Source organism: Rhodanobacter sp. UC4438_H5 (genome assembly GCF_052978405.1).
Genome location: NZ_CM129672.1, coordinates 1,389,144 through 1,404,772 on the forward strand (window position 1 = coordinate 1,389,144; position 15,629 = coordinate 1,404,772).

General features: G+C 67.6%; 17 protein-coding genes. 8 read left to right on the top strand and 9 right to left on the bottom strand.

The features are described 5' to 3' along the window. Nucleotides 1–88 precede the first annotated feature (88 nt). Nucleotides 89–610 carry a 3-hydroxyanthranilate 3,4-dioxygenase gene (locus ACVCL9_RS06475; RefSeq protein WP_447098712.1) on the top strand — a complete coding sequence of 174 codons (522 nt, stop codon included), beginning with the start codon at nt 89–91 and terminating at the stop codon, nt 608–610. A gap of 60 nt (nt 611–670) precedes the next feature. Here ACVCL9_RS06475 and ACVCL9_RS06480 read toward each other — a convergent pair whose 3' ends face one another. Next, on the bottom strand, nt 671–1,213 hold the full coding sequence (locus ACVCL9_RS06480) for an NUDIX hydrolase (protein WP_447098711.1): 543 nt from the start codon (nt 1,211–1,213) through the stop codon (nt 671–673). 168 nt (nt 1,214–1,381) lie between these two features. On the opposite strand from ACVCL9_RS06480, the gene ACVCL9_RS06485 reads away from it, so the two are divergent. Continuing rightward, nucleotides 1,382–2,911, top strand: a complete 1,530-nt coding sequence (locus ACVCL9_RS06485) for an amino acid permease (protein ID WP_395118979.1) — start codon at nt 1,382–1,384, stop codon at nt 2,909–2,911. A gap of 76 nt (nt 2,912–2,987) precedes the next feature. Beyond that, on the top strand, nt 2,988–4,454 hold the full coding sequence (locus tag ACVCL9_RS06490) for an amino acid permease (RefSeq protein ID WP_395118981.1): 1,467 nt from the start codon (nt 2,988–2,990) through the stop codon (nt 4,452–4,454). A gap of 396 nt (nt 4,455–4,850) precedes the next feature. On the opposite strand, the gene ACVCL9_RS06495 is transcribed toward ACVCL9_RS06490, so the two are convergent. Then, on the bottom strand, nt 4,851–5,183 hold the full coding sequence (locus tag ACVCL9_RS06495) for a high-potential iron-sulfur protein (protein ID WP_395118983.1): 333 nt from the start codon (nt 5,181–5,183) through the stop codon (nt 4,851–4,853). Between the two features lie 167 nt (nt 5,184–5,350). Between ACVCL9_RS06495 and ACVCL9_RS06500 the strand changes: the two genes are divergently transcribed. The 5 genes from ACVCL9_RS06500 (at nt 5,351) to ACVCL9_RS06520 (ending at nt 9,328) form a co-directional block, all read left to right on the top strand. Next, nucleotides 5,351–6,001, top strand: coding sequence for a methylthioribulose 1-phosphate dehydratase (locus ACVCL9_RS06500; protein WP_447098710.1), 651 nt, complete (start codon nt 5,351–5,353; stop codon nt 5,999–6,001). Next, the gene (locus ACVCL9_RS06505) at nt 5,998–6,549 is read left to right on the top strand and encodes a 1,2-dihydroxy-3-keto-5-methylthiopentene dioxygenase (RefSeq protein ID WP_395118987.1); all 552 of its coding nucleotides are present in this window, start codon (nt 5,998–6,000) and stop codon (nt 6,547–6,549) included. The genes ACVCL9_RS06500 and ACVCL9_RS06505 overlap by 4 nt, the downstream gene beginning before the upstream one ends. A 79-nt stretch (nt 6,550–6,628) precedes the next feature. Next, nucleotides 6,629–7,321: an acireductone synthase gene (gene mtnC, locus ACVCL9_RS06510; RefSeq protein WP_447098709.1), complete on the top strand. Its 693-nt coding sequence runs from the start codon at nt 6,629–6,631 to the stop codon at nt 7,319–7,321. A 13-nt stretch (nt 7,322–7,334) separates the two neighbouring features. Continuing rightward, nucleotides 7,335–8,330: a C13 family peptidase gene (locus ACVCL9_RS06515; protein WP_447098708.1), complete on the top strand. Its 996-nt coding sequence runs from the start codon at nt 7,335–7,337 to the stop codon at nt 8,328–8,330. 149 nt (nt 8,331–8,479) lie between these two features. Beyond that, nucleotides 8,480–9,328 (top strand): MliC family protein, encoded by an 849-nt coding sequence (locus tag ACVCL9_RS06520; RefSeq protein WP_447098707.1) that lies wholly within the window; start codon nt 8,480–8,482, stop codon nt 9,326–9,328. 22 nt (nt 9,329–9,350) lie between these two features. On the opposite strand, the gene hisIE is transcribed toward ACVCL9_RS06520, so the two are convergent. From hisIE to hisD, 7 genes are all read right to left on the bottom strand, one after another. Next, the gene (gene hisIE, locus ACVCL9_RS06525; protein ID WP_447098706.1) at nt 9,351–9,983 is read right to left on the bottom strand and encodes a bifunctional phosphoribosyl-AMP cyclohydrolase/phosphoribosyl-ATP diphosphatase HisIE; all 633 of its coding nucleotides are present in this window, start codon (nt 9,981–9,983) and stop codon (nt 9,351–9,353) included. Between the two features lie 111 nt (nt 9,984–10,094). Then, the gene (gene hisF, locus ACVCL9_RS06530) at nt 10,095–10,868 is read right to left on the bottom strand and encodes an imidazole glycerol phosphate synthase subunit HisF (protein WP_395118997.1); all 774 of its coding nucleotides are present in this window, start codon (nt 10,866–10,868) and stop codon (nt 10,095–10,097) included. Further along, nucleotides 10,862–11,590: a 1-(5-phosphoribosyl)-5-[(5-phosphoribosylamino)methylideneamino]imidazole-4-carboxamide isomerase gene (gene hisA, locus ACVCL9_RS06535; protein WP_447098705.1), complete on the bottom strand. Its 729-nt coding sequence runs from the start codon at nt 11,588–11,590 to the stop codon at nt 10,862–10,864. The genes hisF and hisA overlap by 7 nt, the downstream gene beginning before the upstream one ends. Next, nucleotides 11,587–12,177, bottom strand: coding sequence for an imidazole glycerol phosphate synthase subunit HisH (hisH, locus tag ACVCL9_RS06540; protein ID WP_447098704.1), 591 nt, complete (start codon nt 12,175–12,177; stop codon nt 11,587–11,589). The genes hisA and hisH overlap by 4 nt, the downstream gene beginning before the upstream one ends. Continuing rightward, nucleotides 12,177–13,244, bottom strand: coding sequence for a bifunctional histidinol-phosphatase/imidazoleglycerol-phosphate dehydratase HisB (hisB, locus tag ACVCL9_RS06545; RefSeq protein ID WP_447098703.1), 1,068 nt, complete (start codon nt 13,242–13,244; stop codon nt 12,177–12,179). The genes hisH and hisB overlap by 1 nt, the downstream gene beginning before the upstream one ends. Continuing rightward, complete coding sequence (hisC, locus tag ACVCL9_RS06550; RefSeq protein ID WP_447098702.1) at nt 13,241–14,308, bottom strand: histidinol-phosphate transaminase; 1,068 nt, start codon at nt 14,306–14,308, stop codon at nt 13,241–13,243. Before hisC ends, hisB begins: the two co-directional genes overlap by 4 nt. After that, complete coding sequence (gene hisD / locus ACVCL9_RS06555) at nt 14,305–15,603, bottom strand: histidinol dehydrogenase (protein ID WP_447098701.1); 1,299 nt, start codon at nt 15,601–15,603, stop codon at nt 14,305–14,307. The genes hisC and hisD overlap by 4 nt, the downstream gene beginning before the upstream one ends. Nucleotides 15,604–15,629 lie beyond the last annotated feature (26 nt).

Genomic DNA, 15,629 nt, shown 5'->3' on the forward strand with positions numbered 1-15,629 from the left:
GCAGCAGCTGCCCGGGAATGCCCGGGCGGCTTTTTTTGTGGGAATGGCGGCGCTATCGTGCGAACTGGCTTTTCCCGAGCAAATGCACATGGCCCTGCTGCCGCCACTGAATCTCGAGCACTGGATCGACGAGCACCGCCACCTGCTGAAGCCGCCGGTGGGCAACAAGTGCATCGTCGACGGCGACTTCATCATCATGATCGTGGGCGGGCCGAACGCGCGCACCGACTACCACTACGACGAAGGCCCCGAGTTCTTCTACCAGCTCGAGGGCGAGATCACGCTGAAGGTGCAGGACGACGGCGTGGCCCGCGACATCCCGCTGCGCGCCGGCGAGATCTTCTACCTGCCCGCGCGCGTGCCGCACTCGCCCAACCGCGCCGCCGGCTCGATCGGACTGGTGATCGAGCGCCGCCGCCTGCCCGGCGAAAAAGACGGCCTGATGTGGTTCTGCGAGCAATGCAACCACAAGCTCTACGAGGAGTATTTCACCCTCGCCAGCATCGAGCAGGACTTCCCGCCGGTATTCGAGCGCTTCTACCGCTCGACCGACGCACGCACCTGCAGCGAATGCGGCCACGTCCATCCCGCACCAGGAAAATACGCGTAGGGCGGGCACCGCCCGCCGCTCTGCGCAAGGTACATCGAAAACCGGCGGGCAGTGCCCGCCCTACGCCAGCCACTTGCGCGCCATCCGCCGCAACGACGTGTCGAGTGTCTCGTCAGCGGCCACCTCGTTCACCGGTCGCCATGCCAGCGCGTGCGATTCGGCGTTGACCACGAACGACTCGTCGGCACTCGCGCGCACCACGTAGCGCAAGTCGTAGTGCCAGTGCTCCGGCTCGTCCGCGCGGGCGGGAATGCGATGTCGGTCGACATCGAAAATGCCGCCATCGACATGAAGGCCGGCCAGGCCGGTTTCCTCTTCCGCCTCGCGCAGGGCGACACGCGCAAGATCCGTATCGCCATCGGCATGCCCGCCCGGCTGCAGCCAGCGATCGAGCTTGCGGTGATGCATCAGCAGCACGCGCTCGCCATCGGCGCTGACCAGCCAGGCCGAGCCGGTGAAATGGGCCACCGGGTTGCCGCGCTCGAAAGCATCCGCGTGTGTCTGCGCGAAATCCTCGAACTGCGCGACGACGTCGGCGTCACCCTGCCATTGGTCACGGTAGCGACGAAGGGCCTGGATGAGACTGCTTGCGGACTCGCCCATGGGCACCTGCACGCGTGAAAGAAAGTGGGCGCGGCATGTTTCGCCGCAACATGGACGAAGCTTGTACAACCTTCGTCGCATGGGATATGTTGGCCCGCCATTGTCCAGCCTGTCCACGCACGCCGCCATCGCGCGGAAAGGACAGGAAATCCATCCGAGGGGAACCCGATGACAAAAGGTCTTTTTGCCACCCACGGCATCGAGGCGATGCCTCATGTCGACGCCGGCGAGCCTGTCGAGGGCAGCGGTACCGGCGAGGTGACACTGAAACGCGCACTGACCGCGCGTCACCTGGTGATGCTCGGTATCGGCGCGGTCATCGGCGCCGGCATCTTCGTGCTCACCGGCACGGCGGCGGCGCAGTTCGCCGGTCCGGCGCTGGTGATCAGCTTCCTGATGGCCGGTTTCGCCTGCGCACTGGCCGGCCTCTGCTACGCGGAGTTCGCCGCGATGCTGCCGGTATCGGGCAGCGCCTACTCCTATTCCTACGCCACGCTGGGCGAGGTGGTCGCCTGGTTCGTCGGCTGGAACCTGGTGCTGGAATACCTGTTCGCCGCCTCGACCGTCGCGGTGGGCTGGTCGGGCTACTTCAATGAAATGCTGCGCATGATCAGCGCCTGGATCGGCGTGGATGTCTCGCTGCCCGCCGCACTGGCCTCGGCACCACTGACCTTCGACGCCAGCGGCCACCACATCATCGCCACCGGCACCCTGATCAACCTGCCGGCGGTGGCCATCGTGGCGGCGATCAGCTGGCTCTGCTACCGCGGCATCACCCAATCGGCCACGGTCAACGCGATCATCGTGGCGATCAAGGTCATCGTGATCCTGCTGTTCCTGGCCGTGACGTTCCATTACCTCAACCCGGATCTCTGGCACCCGTTCATCCCGGAGAACGAGGGCGGCGCCAAGTACGGCTGGAGCGGCGTGATCCGCGCGGCGACGCTGGTGTTCTTCGCCTATATCGGCTTCGATGCCGTATCGACCGCCGCGGGCGAGGCGAAGAATCCGCAGCGCGACATGCCGATCGGCATCCTCGGCTCGCTGGCGATCTGCACCCTGCTCTACATCGCGATGTCCGCGGCGCTGACCGGCCTGGCCCCCTACACCGAACTCAACACGCCCGAGCCGGTGGCCACCGCGCTCAACTACGTGCTGGGCAACGTGCCGGCCGGCAGCAGCGCCAGCCATATCCTCGGCACGCTGAAGATCCTGGTGGTGTTTGCCGCGCTGGCGGGTCTCAGCTCGGTGGTGCTGGTGATGCTGATGGGCCAGCCGCGCATCTTCTATTCGATGTCGCGCGACGGCCTGCTGCCGCCGCTGCTGGGCAAGGTGCACAAGAAGCACCGCACCCCGTACGTGGGCACGGTCATCGTGGGTGTGATCGCCTCGGTGCTGGCCGGCCTGTTCCCGGTCGACGTGCTCGGCGACCTGGTTTCGATGGGCACGCTGCTGGCGTTCACCACCGTATGCATCGGCGTGCTGGTGCTTCGCCACACGCGCCCGGATCTGCCGCGCGCATTCCGCGTGCCATTCGTGTGGGTCGTCTGCCCGCTCGGCGCGGCAGCCTGCCTGTTCCTGTTCTGGCAGGCGTTCGTGGTGCGCTGGTGGCTGATCCTCGGCTGGACCGCGATCGGCTTCCTGATCTACGGCTTCTACGGTTACCGCAACAGCAAGTTGCGCCAGAACGCCCACTGACCAACCCGCGGCCGGCGCCTCCAACGCCGGCCGCGACGCTTTTGCTGCTCTCCGCCCCGGCCACGAAGACTTTCCCATGCTCAGCCAGTTGCTCGCCCGCAAGACCGATTTCAGCAACGACGACCACGCCCACGGTCCGGGCCTGCGCCGCACGCTGGGGCCGTGGGGCATCACGGCGCTGGGCATCGGCGCGGTGATCGGCACCGGCATCTTCGTGGTCACCGGCACGGCCGCGGCCGAACATGCCGGCCCGGCGGTGCTGATCTCCTTCATCATCGCGGCGATCTGCAGCGGCTTTGCGGCCTTGTGCTACGCCGAGTTCGCCACCTTGATCCCGATCTCCGGCAGCTCCTATTCGTACGCCTATGCGTCGCTGGGCGAACTGGCGGCCTGGTTCATCGGCTGGAACATGGTGGCGGAATACGGCATCTCCGCCTCCGCCGTGGCGGCGAGCTGGACCGGCTACTTCACCAGCCTGCTCGATCATATGGGACTGCACCTGCCGGTGGCGCTGACCGAAGCACCGCTGGCCTTCACCAAGGGCGAACTCGTGGTCACGGGCCACCTGTTCAACCTGCCCGCGGTGGCAATCGTGATGGCGCTGACCTGGCTGTGCTACATCGGCATCCGCGAATCGTCCAGCCTCAACGCGCTGATGGTGCTGGTCAAGGTCGGTCTGATCATCATCGTGGTGGTGGCCGGCTACCGCTACGTGAACCCCGAGAACTGGCATCCGTTCATCCCCGAGCCGCAGGGCGACGGCAAGTACGGCTGGTCCGGCATCATGCGCGGCGCGGCCATGGTGTTCTTCGCCTACATCGGCTTCGAGGCCACCTCCACGGCGGCGCAGGAATGCAAGACACCGCAACGCGACCTGCCCTTCGGCATCCTGGTGTCGCTGGTGATCTGCACCGTGCTCTATCTGGCGATGGCCGCGGTGCTCACCGGGCTGGTGCCGTACACCCTGCTGGACACCGCCGAGCCGGTGGTCACCGCGGTGGCCGCGCATCCCGAGCTGGACTGGCTGCGCCTGATCGTCGAGATCGGCGCCATGATCGGCCTGTCGTCGGTGATCCTGGTAATGATCATCGCGCAGCCGCGCATCTTCATGATCATGGCGCGTGACGGCATGCTGCCGAAAGTGTTCGCCAAGGTGCATCCGCGTCACCGCACGCCGCACATCAACACGTTGATCACCGGCAGCATGATCGCCTTGCTGGCGGCCGTGTTCCCGCTCGACCTGCTGGCCAACCTCACCTCGATGGGCACGCTGATCGCGTTCTCGGCGGTGTGCGCCGGCGTACTTATCCTGCGCTACACCCTGCCGGACCTGCCGCGCACCTTCCGCGTGCCGTGGGTCTGGTTTACCTGCCTTGCCGGCGTGGCGTGCTGCTTCGCCCTGCTGTTCAGTCTCGACTGGTTCAACTGGGCGATCCTGGGCGGCTGGACCCTGCTGGGTTTCGCCATCTACTTCCTCTACAGCCGCAAGCACAGCGTGCTGCATCAGGCGGCCAATCAACCGTCCGTGACGAAATTTCAGTGATCGTCGCTGAAGATCACCGAAAATACTTCATAAGCACACAGGTCACGCAAACGTCGCGATTCCACCAGTCTCGGCAGAACATGCGAACTTGAATGTAAAATGCGTGTTATGTGATTGATTTTAAATAGCTTGTCGGTGCGCCATCGCGGCGAGTTGCATCCGGGGTCGCCCATTCGCCGAACGCGGGAGTATGATCCCCAGTCCGAGGGTAAATCACTTGGCAGTGGGCCCCGGATCGCGGCCCGGCCCGTCAGGCAAAGCAGCTCCTCAGCCTGACGTCGCCGGGCCGCACTTTGTCCAGCATCCGCATCCATCGCCGGCTCGTCCGCGGAATCCGCCCCATGAAATGAAAAGGCCGGCGAGATCGCCGGCCTTGCAGAGCTTGCCGCGTGGCGGTCAGGCTTTCTTGGGGGTGTGCGACACGCACCAACCTTTCGCGTTCACCGACTTGCCCGGGAACAGCTGGCACGGGCCGCGGCCAGTGGGGCCACCGGAGTAGAACTGACAGTTCGCGCAATCGTCGCCGGCCTTGTGCTTGGGGTTGGTGGACTTGGTGGTGTCCTCCACGTAGTCCAGGGCCTTGGCGGTCGGATCGTCAGGGCCCAACGCCGGCAGGTCGGCGGCACGCGCGAACCGCGGCAGGCCCCCCATCACCACGGCTGCCGCCGTGGTCCCTGCGGCCACCTTGAGGAACCGGCGACGCGATTCGATATCTTTGTCGTTCGACATGGCACATGTCTCCATTGGGTTGCAGCCGACGCACCCTGCCCCGGCCCCTCGGCGATGGTACGCCCGGTCACGCAATCTTTCCTGACTCGCGAGAATGGCTCTCATTCCGGCAAGAGCCGCTGGCGCGGCGTGTTATCATCGATCACTCATTTGGACGTCCAAATCACATGAGCCAGTCCCTGCCCGACGCGATCGCGGCCAGCCACTTCGACGCCTGCGCCGACCGCGTGGCCGAGACCGCGCGCGCGCTCGCAGGCAAGGGCTGGACTCCGGCGACCAGCAGCAATTTCTCGATGCGCGTCGATACGGGCCACGCCGCCATCACGATCTCCGGGCGCGACAAGGGCAAGCTGGGCCGCGACGACATCATGCTGATCGACCTCGAGGGTCGACCGGTGGGCACCGGGGCGCGCCCCAGCGCCGAGACTGCGCTGCACACCCAGGTCTACCGGCGCTGGCCCGACATGAATGCGGTGTTGCACACCCACTCGCGCACGCAAAGCGTGGCGTCGCGACTGTTTGCCCGCGAGGGCGTGGTCCGGCTGCAGGGCTGGGAGTTGCAGAAGGCGATCAGCGGCTACCACAGCCATGACAGCGTGCTGGAGATCCCGGTGTTTCCCAACACCCAGCACATGCCCGAACTGGTCGCCCATGTGGATGCCTGGCTCGACGCCGGCAAACCGCTGCACGCCTACCTGATCGACGGCCACGGCATCTATACCTGGGGCCGCGACATGGCCGAGAGCGAGCGCCACCTGGAAGCGCTGGAGTTCCTGCTCGGATGCGAACTGGATCTGCGAACAATGAGGTCATCATGAGCCGCCTGCGCATTTTCGACGAGAACGAACCGCACACCGCCCGCGCCACGCTCGACCGCCACGAAGCCATCGCGGAAGAACTGGCCAAGGTCGGCGTGCGCTTCGAACGATGGGAAGCGAACCAGCCGATCGCCCCGGGCGCCAGCCAGGAGGAAGTGATCGCGGCCTACCGCAGCGACATCGACCGCCTGATGGACGAAGCCGGCTACCAGGCCGTCGACGTGATCAGCCTCGCTCCCGACCATCCCGACCGCGCCGCCCTGCGCCAGAAGTTCCTCAGCGAACACACCCACAGCGAGGACGAGGTGCGATTCTTCGTCGCCGGCTCCGGCCAGTTCACCCTGCACCTGGATGGCAAGGTCTACGACGTGCTGTGCGAGCAAGGCGACCTGATCGGCGTGCCCGACGGCACGCGGCACTGGTTCGACATGAGCGAGGCGCCGTACTTCGTGGCCATCCGCCTGTTCACCAACAAGGAAGGCTGGGTGGCCAACTTCACCGGCGACGACATCGCCACCCGCTTCCCCCGCATGCAGCCGAACCCGTAGGAGCCCGCTCGCGGGCGATGCCTTTTCCAACCCCCGCATCCATCGTCCTGAATCTGTCGAAGGCCCGAGTCCCGTCCCCATGACCGAAATCCGCGCCATCGTCACCGACATCGAGGGCACCACCAGCTCGATCGACTTCGTCCGCGACGTCCTGTTCCCGTTCGCCCGCAAGCGCCTGCCCGCGTTCGTGGAAACCCATGGCGATCGTCCCGACGTGCAGCACTGGCTGCACGAGGCCGCGCGCGAAGCCGGCATGATCGAGGCCGAACGACAGGAGGTGGTGGAATTGCTGCTGCAATGGATCGCGCAGGATCGCAAGTCCACCGCGCTCAAGGCGCTGCAGGGCATGATCTGGAAGGAAGGCTACGAAAGCGGCGCCTACCGCGCCCACGTCTACCCCGAAGTGGCTGCCCGCCTGCGCGCCTGGCGCGCCGACGGGCTTCGCCTGTATGTGTACTCCTCCGGTTCGGTACCGGCGCAGCAGCTGTTCTTCCGCTACTCGGAAGCCGGCGACCTGACGCCCTTGTTCGCCGGCTATTTCGATACGGAAACCGGCCCCAAGCGCGAGGCGCAGTCCTATCGCCGCATCGCCGAAGCCGTGGGCGAGGAGCCCCGCCACCTGCTGTTCCTGTCCGATATCGTCGAGGAGCTGGACGCCGCGCGCGCCGCCGGTTTCCAAACCGCCTGGCTGGTGCGTGAGCCGCAACCGCTGCCGGAGGCGGCAGGCCATCGGGTCTATCGCGACTTCGACGCGATCGACCCGGCCAGCTGAGATGCGTCGGGGCGTGCGTACTCTGCTGACCATCGCGGCGGCATTCAGCGCCGGCGTGGCGCTGGCCGCGTGGTTGCCGGTCAACGCTCTCCCCGACTCGGCCAACACGCCGCCCGCCATGCCGCTTCAAGCCGAAACACCGGCCGAATCGACAGCGGCGCCCGATGCCTGGCCGGCATCCGCGCCCAGCCCCGAGCAGGTGCTCTACGCCCAGCCGCAGATGGTACGCGACGCCCTCGCCCGACTGACGCCGCGGGTGGCGGGCAAGCCCAATCTCTACCTGCTCGCTTTCGCCGGCGACGGCAGCGAGGACGTGTTCCGCAATGAGGCCGAATACGCCGCGCAACTGTTCGGTTCGCGCTTCGGCCCCACCGTCCACAGCCTGGTGCTGGAGAACAACCCGGCCTCGCTGACCACCCACCCGCTGGCCAGCTGGAGCAATCTCGAAGCGGCGCTCGACGGCTTGCAGCAGGTGATGCGAACGGACGAGGACATCCTGCTGCTCTACGTCACCAGCCACGGCGACGAGGACCATACCTTGCTGGTCGACATGGACCCGTTGCCGCTGGATCAGATCGGCGCGCAAGATCTCGCCGACATTTTGGCGGCGCGCCACTTCCGGTGGAAAGTGGTGGTGGTCAACGCCTGCTACTCCGGCGGCTTCGTGCCGCCGCTGCGCGGTTCCGGCACCCTGGTGCTCACCGCTGCACGCAGCGACCGCAGCTCGTTCGGCTGCGGCAGCGATTCGGACATCACCTACTTCGGCAAGGCCTGGCTGGTCGATGCGCTGAACCACACCGACAACTTCGTCGACGCGTTCAAGCGGGCACGCAGCGATATCGCCCACTGGGAAAGGCAGGACGAGCTCACCCCCTCCGAACCGCAGATCGACGTCGGCAGCGGCATCGCGGCACAGCTGGCAGCGTGGCGCAAGCACGTCGTGCCCGGCCCGGCGGTGTCGTTCAAGCCAGCAGCGCCCGGCGCAGCCGACACGACGCCGACGCCCTGACCGCAGCTCAAACCCCTGGCCAGGTCCGCGCCGGGCGTCGCTGCCATGAATCCCGGATATAACGCGCCACGCAGGTCGCCGCGAGGCTTCACGAATTTCACCTGCAGCGGCTGCTAGCGTGGCGCTCCCTTCCTGAGCGGGAGACCCGCATGAGCGCACGCAGCCACCTGACCAGGCCCGCCATGTCGAGCCACCTGCGCCGGACGTTCTCGTCGCCATGGCGGCCAGCCATGATTCCCCTGCTGGTGCTGTCAGCCTGTTCGTCAGCGCCGCCCGCGACACGCCAGACGCAAGCCGCCGCCCCCGCCGCATGCGTGCCCGCGCAGCTCAAGCTGTCGCTGGACGACGGCAACGGCCGCTTAAACGGGATGTCGCATGCCGGCACCATGCTGGTCGTGCACAACGCAAGCGAAGTCGCCTGTTCGATCGCCGCCATGCCCGCGCCGGGCTTGCGGGGCGCGCAACGGCAAACACTGGCCATCGCCGCGCAGGTCCCGCCAATACCCGCCGCCCAACCACCACGGCTCACGCTGGCTCCCGGCGCCAGTGTGGAGAGCGACATGCGCTGGGTTTCAGGCAACGTCTACGACGACGGCCATTGCGAGTCGCCGGCCGTCATCACGCTGGCCATCGGCGCGGGAACCGTGAGCGCACCCTTCCACGGCCAACTCTGCGGCGCCGGCGGCAAGCCATCCACGTACTCGATCGGCCCGTTCCGCGTGGCCGGCGCAACCGGGACCATCGGCGCGGCCAGCATTCGCTACCGCTGCGACGATGGCCGCACGGTGCTGGCCGCCTATCCCGACACGCAGACCGCCATGCTGGACTTCGACTCGCAGACGCATCGGCTGCACGCGGCGGTTTCGGCCGATGGCGCGCGCTACGTGGACGAGCATTGGCAATGGTGGAGCAAGGGCATGCATGACGCCTGGCTCGCCGAGCTCAAACCCGGCGAACAGATCGCGTCTGCAGCCGGCGTGGCTTGCCGCACCCCCTGATCTGCACCGACCGGCCTCCTCGCTAGCGCGCCCGGTGCCGGTCGGCCAGCACCGCAATCGCGTCCGCCAGCGACAATCCGCGTGCCCGCAACACGACCACGAGATGGAACAGCAGGTCCGCTGCTTCACCCAGCAGCGCCTCGTCGTCCTGCACTACCGCGGCCAGCGCCGTTTCCACGCCCTCCTCGCCCACCTTCTGCGCGATGCGGCGGATGCCGTCGTCAAACAGCTTCGTCGTGTAGCTGCCGGTCGGCCGCGCGACGTGGCGTTGCGCGACCAGCGCGTCGAGTTCGGCGAGGAAACCCAGCGGCGGGCGCACGTCGGCGCTGTCGCCAAAGCAGCTGGAGGTGCCGGTGTGGCAGGTGGGGCCGTGCGGTTCGGCCTGGATCAGCAAGGTGTCGGCGTCACAGTCGAGGCGGATCGACTTCAGCGCGAGCACGTGACCGGAGCTCTCGCCCTTCACCCACAAGCGCTGCTTGCTGCGGCTGTAGAAGGTGACGTGGCCATCGGCCTGCGTCTGCACCAGCGCATCGGCATTCATGTAGCCGAGCATCAGCACCTCGCCGCTCAGCCAGTGCTGCACGATCGCCGGCAGCAGGCCATTGCCCTTGGCCCAGTCGGGAACATCGGGATTGATTGCGGGGGTGGTGGTCATGGGTTGATCTCCTTGGAGCGAGAAGTGAGTGGAGAGAAGTGAGAAGTGACAGAAAGCATCCGATCCACCATTGCGGTGAGGTTTCTGCTGTCTCTCACTTCTCACTCCTGCTCACTCACTCCTCACTCGTACGCCTTCAGCTTGCAGGTAGCGCTTCAACGCGGGAATCGAAATGGCGCCCGAATGGAACACGCTGGCCGCCAGCGCGCCATCCACGTCGGCCTCGACGAAGGCATCGCGGAAATGTTCGGGAGCGCCGGCACCGCCGGAGGCCACCAACGGCACCTGGCAGATCGCGCGGGCGGCCCGCAATTGGTCCAGGTCGTAGCCGCGGCGTACCCCGTCGCTGTCCATGCAATTGAGCACGATCTCGCCGGCACCCCGCCGCTGTGCCTCGACTATCCAGTCCAGCGTGCGGCGCGGCAGCGCCTGCATTTTCGCGGGATCGCCGGTGTACTGGCGCACGCGCCATTCGCCGTCGCCGTCGCGCAACGAGTCGATGCCGACCACCACGCACTGCACGCCGAACGCGGCGGCCAGTTCGTCGATCAGCGCGGGCCGCGCCAAGGCGGGCGAGTTCACCGAAATCTTGTCGGCACCCGCATGCAGCACCGCGCGTGCCTCGTCGACCGAGCGGATGCCGCCGGCGACGCAGAACGGAATATCGATCACCCGGGCGACTTTCTCCACCCAGCTGCGATCCACGCTGCGTCCCTCGGGGCTGGCGGTGATGTCGTAGAACACCAGCTCGTCGGCGCCTTCGTCGCGGTAGCGCAGCGCGAGGTCGACGATTTCGCCCATGACCACGTGGTCGCGGAAGCGCACGCCCTTGACCACCTGGCCGTTGCGCACGTCGAGGCAGGGAATGATGCGGCGGCTCAGCACGCCAGCGCCTCAGCCACGGTGAAACTCCCTTCCAGCAGGGCGCGACCGAGGATCACCGCATTCGCGCCGGCATCGCGCGCGGCACGGATATCGTCCAGCGAGCGCACCCCGCCGGACGCCTGCAGCGCCAGTTGCGGCACGCTGGTCACGAGGTGGCGATACAGGTCGAGATTGAAGCCGGCCAACATGCCGTCGCGATCGATGTCGGTGCACAACAGGTGACGGGCACCGCGTGCTGCGTACCACGGCGCCAGCTCGTCCAGCGTGCGCGCCTCCACTTCGGTCCAGCCGGCGCTGGGCAGGACCCAGCGTCCTTCCGCGTGGCGGGTGTCCAGCGCGAGGGTCAGCCGCTCTGCGCCGTACTTCGCCAGCCAGGCGGCGACACGCGCCGGATCGCGCACCGCCACGCTGCCAACCACCACGCGCTGCACGCCGGCATCGAACAACCGCTGCAGATCTGCCTCTTCGCGCACGCCGCCACCGGCCTGGATCGCCATGCCATCGGTGGCGATCGCGGCGATCACCGCGAGATTGTCCAGCCGGCCCGAACGTGCGCCATCCAGGTCGACCAGGTGCAGCCAGCGCGCACCGGCGTCGGCGTAGCGCCTGGCCAGCTCGCGCGGGTCCGCCGCGTAGGTCGTCTGCTGCGCGTAGTCGCCCTGCTTCAGGCGCACCACCTGGCCGCCGCGCAAGTCGATCGCGGGAATCACGTCGAAGTTCATAGTTCGAGAAAGTTCTTCAGCAGTCGGGCGCCGACACCCGCGGAGCGTTCGGGATGGAACTGCATGCCGTGGAAGTTGCGGTGCGCGACCACCGCCGAGAACGCGCCGCCGTAGTCGGCGGTGGCCAGAGTCCAGTCGCCGACCGGTACCGCGTAGCTGTGCACGAAATAGGCCTGCTCGCCCTCGCCCAGCCCGGCCAGCAGCGGATGTTCCCGCCGGATCGACACCTCATTCCAGCCCATGTGCGGCACACGCAGACCGGGAGCCTCGGCGAAGCGTCGCACCGACGCGGGAATCAGGCCGAGGCATGCGGTGTCGCCCTCTTCCGAATGCGTGCACAGCAGTTGCATGCCCAGGCATACGCCGAGCACGGGCTGGCGCAGCGAACGCAAGACCTCGACCAGACCCAGCTCGCGCAGCCGCGTCATGCCCGGTCCGGCCGCACCCACGCCGGGCAGGATCACCTTGTCGGCGGCGCGGATCGCGGCAGCCTCCGAGGTCAATTCGGCATCTGCGCCAAGACGCTGCAAGGCGTAGCGCACCGAGCCGATATTGGTGCCGCCTGCATCGACCAGTACCACGCTCATCACAGCGCGCCCTTGGTACTCGGCAGTTCGCTGCCGGAGCGCGCGATCGCCTGGCGAAGGGCGCGCGCCACGACCTTGAAGCAGGCTTCCACCATGTGGTGCGCGTTGTCGCCGCGCACGGCGAGGTGCAGGTTCGCACCCAGCGTCTCGCACAGCGAGCGGAAGAAATGCGGCACCAGTTCGGTCGGCACCTCGCCCACGCGCTCGCGCGGGAAGCTGCCCTCGAACACGAAGTACGGTCGGCCGGACAGGTCCAGCGCGGCGCTGGCCTGCGCCTCGTCCATGGGCAGGGTGAAACCGTAGCGACCGATGCCGCGCTTGTCGCCGAGCGCCTGCTTCAGGGCCTGGCCGAGTGCCAGCGCGCAATCCTCGATGGTGTGGTGCTCGTCGATGTGGGTGTCGCCGTCGCAATCGAGTTCCAGCGCAAGGCCGCCGTGCTTGCCGATCTGTTCCAGCATGTGGTCGAAGAAGCCCAGCCCGGTGCGCACCTGCGGGTCGGTTGCGCGATCCAGGTCGACCTTGACGGTGATGCGGGTCTCTTTCGTGTGGCGCACCACGGTGGCGGTGCGCGGCGCATCCAGCAGCCGGTGCGCCACCTCCTCCCAGCCGATACCTTGCAGGCCCACGCGAAAACCGCGCACGCCGAGGTTCGCGGCAAGCTGCAGGTCGGTTTCACGATCACCGACCATCGCTGAGGCGGCGCGGCTCCAGCCGTCGTCGGCCAGGTAGTGGCGCAGCATGCCGACGCCGGGCTTGCGCGTGTCGAGGCCTTCGTGCGGAAGGCTGCGGTCGATCAACACCTCGCGGAAGCGAATGCCCTGCGAGTCGAGGATGCGCAGCAGAAGTTCGTGGGGGCCACGGAAATCGGATTCGGGAAAACTGTCGGTGCCCAGCCCATCCTGGTTGCTCACCATCACCAGCGCGTAGCCGGCGGCGACGAAGCGCTGCAACGCGGCGATCACTCCGGGCAGCAGGGCCAGCTTCTCCCAGCTGTCGACCTGCTCGTCGGCCGGCTCCTCGATCAGGCAGCCGTCCCGATCGACGAAAAGAATCTTGCGGACGGTCATGCGATGCCTCGATCCGAAGCCAGCACGGCCAGTACCCGCTCGTTCTCCGCCGGCGTGCCGATGGTGATGCGCAGCGCGTCGGCGAGGTTCGGGTAGCGGCGCACGTCGCGCACCACGATGCCGGCGGCGAGCAGGCGCCGGTAGACGTCGGCGGCATCGTCGAAGCGGACGGCAAGGAAGTTCGCCTGCGAAGGCAACACCTCGCGCACGCCGGGCAACCGGCGCAACGCCTCGCACATGCGCGTGCGCTCCGCACGCACGACGGCGAGGTGTTCGCGCGCATTCGCCTGGCCCCAGCCGGACAGCGCCAGCAGCGCCGCGTCCACGCACGGCAACGGCAACGGGTACGGCGCCATGATCTTCCGCAGCAAGGCGACCACGCCGGCGTTCGCCAGCAGGCTGCCGATGCGTGCGCCGGCCAGCGCCCAGGCCTTGGACAGAGTGCGCAGCACGGCGAGGTTGTCGTAGCGGTCGATCAAGTCGGCGATGCTGCCGTCGTCGGCAAACTCCACGTACGCCTCGTCCACCACCAGCAAGGCGCGGTCAGACAGCGCCCGCGCCAGCCGTTCGAGTGCCGCACGCGGCACCGCCTGACCGGCGGGATTGTTCGGAGTGCACACGAAGACGAGCGTCACCGCCGGGGTCAGTGCCGCGAGCACCGCGTCCACGTCCAAGGTGAAATCCGCCGCCAGTGGCACCTCGACAATGCCGGCGCCCTGCACCCGCGCGCACACCGCGTACATGCCGAACGTCGGCGGCTGGATCAGGATCGCATCGCGGCCGGCGCGACAGAACGCGCGCAGCAGCAGGTCGATCGCCTCGTCGCTGCCGCGGCCGACCAGCAACTGTTCGCGCCGCACGCCATACAGTGCTGCCAGCGCAGCGACCAATGCGACGGGCTGCGGCTCGGGGTAGCGGTTGCAGCCGAGTCCGTCGTCACCCACCGGTGCCCACGCCGACTCGTTCGCGTTGAGCAGGACCTCGCCGCCGCTGGCCTCCATCCGCGCCGAGGAGTACGGCTGCATCGCGCGGATCTCCGGCCGCGCCAGATCGAGCACGCTCATGCCAATGCCTCCAGCCGCAGGGTCACTGCGCGGCGGTGCGCTTCCAGCTGCTCGGCTGCCGCCAGCGTCGCGGTACACGGGCCGATGCGGCGCAGGCCGTCGGCGCTGACTTCCTGCACGCTGATCTGCTTCTGGTAGCTGGCCACCGACACGCCGCTGTAGCTGCGCGCGTAGCCGTAGGTCGGCAGCACGTGATTGCTGCCGCTGCAGTAATCGCCCACCGATTCGGGCGTCCACGGACCGAGGAAGATCGAGCCGGCACTGTCGACGCCGTCGAGCAGCGCGCGCGGCTCAGCCACCTGCAGGATCAGGTGCTCGGGCGCGTAGCGGTTGCTCACCTCGACCGCCTGCGCCAGCGAGTCGACCGCGATCAACCGGCTCTGCGCCAGCGCCTGGCGCGCGATGTCAGCGCGCGGCAGGCCGTCACACTGACGTTCGACCTCACGCTCCACGCGCTCGATCAGCTCCACCGAATCGCTGAGCAGGATCACCTGCGAATCCGGTCCGTGCTCGGCCTGCGACAGCAGGTCGGCGGCGACGAACACCGGATTCGCGGTGGCATCGGCGATCACCAGTACTTCCGACGGCCCGGCCGGCATGTCGATCGCCGCACCGTCCGGGTCGGACGACACCTGCAGCTTCGCCTCGGTCACCCAGGCATTGCCGGGGCCGAACAGCTTGTCGCACTTCGGCACCGACTCCGTACCGTAGGCCATCGCGGCGATCGCCTGCGCGCCACCGAGCTTGAACACCTTGTGCACGCCGGTGAGGCGCGCGGCGTACAGCACCGCCTCGTCGCAGCACCCGTCAGCGCGCGCGGGCGAGCACAGCACCACCTCGCGACAGCCGGCGATGTGCGCCGGCACGCCCAGCATCAGCGCAGTGGAAGGCAGCGGCGCACTGCCAGCCGGCACATACAGGCCCACCCGGCTGACCGGCCGCAGCATGCGCTCGACCCGCACGCCGGGCGCGGTGTCGACCGCCACCGGCCGCAGCGCCGCGGCACGATGGAACAACTCGATGCGTGCGGCGGCTTCGCGGATCGCCGCTTTCAATTCGGGATCGAGCGCCGTCTCGGCCGCGACGAACTCGGCCTCGTCGACCTCGAGTGCATCCAGTGTGCAGCGATCGTACCGGGCGCTGAGCGCGCGCAACGCCGTGTCGCCGTCCTTGCGCACGGCCGCGACGATCCGTTCGACACCATGACGCACGTCGTCTGCGCGCGACTGCGCCGGTCGCGCCAGCGCCTCGCGCCGGGCCGTTTCGTCCAGGGCGTTCCAGTCCAGACGTTTCATGCAAGCGAACTCCTCGTGCTGCCCTG